Annotated in this window: 1 protein-coding gene and 1 pseudogene; both read right to left on the bottom strand. The window is 31.5% G+C overall.

The window, feature by feature from the left end:
- Nucleotides 1-2,553 (bottom strand): restriction endonuclease (locus BKE30_RS15565; protein WP_076879464.1); only part of this gene is annotated, 2,553 nt, incomplete at its 3' end.
- A 1,105-nt stretch (nt 2,554-3,658) separates the two neighbouring features.
- Nucleotides 3,659-3,849, bottom strand: a pseudogene (locus tag BKE30_RS16445) (hypothetical protein); the annotation flags it as partial.

Here is a 3,849-nt window from a genome sequence, read left to right on the forward strand (position 1 = left end):
TAGCACTTCCTCAGAGTTTGCGCTTAACCAAAGCAAACCTTTCCTGTCTAGAAATTTTGATACTTTATCCTGCTCTACGATATATCTATCATTTTCACTTCTAATAATTTCAAATCTACTTAGTATGGAAAGGGCATTTCTATAGCCTTTAGGCTTTTCTTCCTTTTTACCTACACTTTTTTTATCAATTATCCAACTGAGTGCTTCTAAAGTAAGCGAAGGAGAAGCTGGGGCTGTAAAAACATTTCCTTTTCTGCGATTTCGTTCTGTTTTTGTTCTTTCAGAAATTACTTCACCTTGGTCTTTATATATCCAATTACCTTTTGATAAATGAAGGAAACCACATAACTCTAACCATCTACATAAACGAACTGTATAGGCATGCCAAGTCTTTTCAGCATATTTATTTGCTGGATATGATTGCTTCAATAGTTCAATTAGGTTACTAACGCTCCAAACTGAATGTATAGAGGACTCTTTTAATGCTGAAGTAAATACATGCTTTGAAAACTTCTCACGTATAGCTTTAAGAATTTCAATTTCATTGCAAATAGCTACTTCTTCGCTTAATGAATATAAACCACTCTCTCGAAGAGCAACCCCAAACATAACCATGTCAGAACCAATGTTTTGAATAGTTCCTTCGGAAAGTTCAGTTCGTTCCACTAGCTCTTGAATTGACAATTTTTCGTTATGAGTTAAGTGCTTTACTACTTTATAAACTGATGAGAAATCAGTAGAAGGCAAATATCTTAAAAGAATTGCAGGAACATTGCCGGTTAAAATATATTCTCTAAAAATATCCCAATAGATATTTAATCTATCACCACTTCGAATTACTAAACGTCTATCAATTAAAGATTTTAAAGTATCGGGACCAGACACCTCAATAATTTCAAACCAATCTACCGGAGCCCGTTGAGCAATTAATCTTAAACATGTAGTTTCAGCTAGGGACAGAGTTTCCATGTCAGCTTTGAATAAGCTAGCTACATCTAATTTGTTTTCTAGTAAATCGTCTTGATTAATACCATTTTCAATTTTTTCATATAAGTGGATAGACAACTTTTTTAGTAACCATGGATATCCTTGACTGCTAGCAACTAAATTGTGCCGAAGATCATGATGTAACTTTTGTTGAATTTCTTTTTCAAAAATATTAATAACAGCATTTGACTCACTATCAGAAAAGGGGGCGAGTTTTCGAGTTACTCGGTAATCGGATAATTGATGCCAAAAGAAATAAGCTGGGTGCTCACTATGAGTAGTACTATCTGTTTTCCATGCAAAACCTAAGCAAAAATTAATTTTGATCGAAGCAGCATTTAGTAGCAATGACTTGGCTTTTTCAAATACTTCGTATAATTCTGGTTTAGAATAAAGCTCTTCAAATTGATCGAAAACTAAAGCAATTAACTGATTCTTGGACTCTAAAGACTCTAGGTATTTTTTAATTGTTTCAGAATTGAGTGGATTACCGACATCAGACAATATTAGGTCAATATCCTGTGTTCCAAACCCATTTTTTTGGGCTGTTTTTAAGGCTTGTAATAATGAAGATAATATATATTCAGGGCCAGTAGCAGCTCGAATATCTACAGAAAAGATGAAAAATCTATTTTTATTTTGATAATTACTAGCCTTATTTTTCAACTTTGCAATGAGAGAACTTTTACCCATACCTGAGTTGCCCGTAATAGCAAAAATACGAGTATTGGTAGAATTCTCTTTAATTCGCTTGAAAAAGTCAAAAATATAATCAATGTCTTTTACACGACCAACAAAATCCTCAGGCCTTGCAGGTCTATAATCACTCCATGCTTCACCTGTTTGTATCTGTACAACGCTTACCGTTTTTAGAGCTTCAATTTCTGCAACTTTAGACTTATTTATACGTGGTAATTTAAAGCTCAAACCATTTAATGAGGTATCTGTCTCAGCTATCTTATCTAGTAGAGCATAATCATCCACAAGTTCATTATTATTCGCGTAGTAACATAATACATTAGTTGGAATTCCTCCTGAGATAGTAGGAGCAGCCCAAAAAAGACCATATGGCGTTACTAACAATATCCACTCACCTAAAAGATTAATACTACCTATGTGACTGGTCGCTAAATCAGTTGGACAGTTTTGTATAACCTTGGAATCTATTAAGGAATTAATTATTTGAAGGGGATCATAAAAGCTTAATTTAGTTGCTTGCTCTTTTGGCTTATCCTTCCATTCTTTAATGAAACCTTTAGCTTCTTTTCCATATTCTACTGTACTAACTAGCCATGCTTCCGAATAATCTTTAAAAACTAAAGTTCCTACAAGATTTTTTAAAATATTTGCATCAATATTTGTATTTCTATAAGCTTTACATTCAACATATATTTCCTTACCGCTTACCTTGTGCTTACAAAGTAGATCCAGTTCTACACCGGTAAATCGAATCTCATTCACAACATCATAGGATTGTGCTTGTAGTAGTCTTCCTACAAGTGATTCCAGTAGGTCACCTCTTTCTTTAGTTGATGCAGTTTTATTAACAGCGACCTCTATTTTCATTACGAGCTTCCAATAAATATTTAATTTCTAATTAGAATTGCACAAAGAATATAGCTTAAAATTGCCCTTTTTTACATGGAAATATTAATCTATTAATCAAATAGTTGATCTAAGTCTATTGAAGTTTTGGACACTAGAATAAACTATAAATTTATGGATTATTTATTAAAATGACACTATTGAAAGAAGTTAATTATTTTATATACAAAGATGAATGTAATTACCTATGTTTGAAATAGATACTATTTTAACAGTGTGAGTCCCTAGGAAAGATCTAAAAAAAATTATTTTGAACCTGAAACTATGTCAGATGTATTTGAGTGTGTGCCTCATTATCAAACCTAATCTATAGCGAATGCACTTCGTGTCAATAATATTGATAGCGATAACGTAACGAAAGTCTACGCAATATTGATAGTCATCGTATAGTTAAAATTATTTCAATCTTAACTATACCAAAGGTATGCTTAGCTCACTTTTTTAGCCTGAAAGACTAAAAATGCAATCTACTTTCCATTTGCGAACTTGAAGTATAGCTAACTGCAATATAATTAAGCAGCTAATACGAATGGCGCAAATGGAAAGATAGGTGTAAGAGGGAATTTAAGGTGGTTTAAAAAGTATTAGTTAAATTTTTAATTTTCAATCATTTAGTTTGAAAATCTTAGGGGGATTTTCTTAAAATATTGGTCATAAGAAGTGCTATATTAGCAAAATAAATTTTTTAAATTATTTGGGTTTTCAAGAATGAACCTGTAAGTTTTACTTAAATAAAATGTTACATTTGGTTTGAGAATTCATTTTAATACTTGGCTATGACTTATAGCTTCTTAAAAGCAGTGAGAAAAGGCAAATAATTAAGTAACATATTAGCTAAATAAGGTTGCCAATCAAAAAATTCTTTAAAGAAAAGTGTTAAATATAACTTCAAATTTATAAAGTTGTATTTAACACTCATAATTTTAATAACTTAAAATTCAAAAAAATTATTTAACTAATACAGTAAAAATATTTATTAGCCATATTAATCCAAAAAATACAATCATCCACTCAACTTTATTTAATTTAATTTTCACAATTAAATGCTCACTTGATATTAAAAAATTTAGTCACACGCCCAACGTAGCGCAACTATAAGTAGATAGGAAAAACCTACAATACGAGCTGAGGAAGGGTATCGTTTATTGAGAGTGAAAAAACTAAAGATATAAGGCATTAAGACGATTCCAATACCTAACAACCACCCAAGCTCTTTTCTTTGGCTAGCTTGATGCGCCTCATCAGTAGTATTATATA

The sequence above is a fragment of the Alkanindiges hydrocarboniclasticus genome, from assembly GCF_001982605.1.
Lineage (GTDB): Bacteria > Pseudomonadota > Gammaproteobacteria > Pseudomonadales > Moraxellaceae > Alkanindiges > Alkanindiges hydrocarboniclasticus.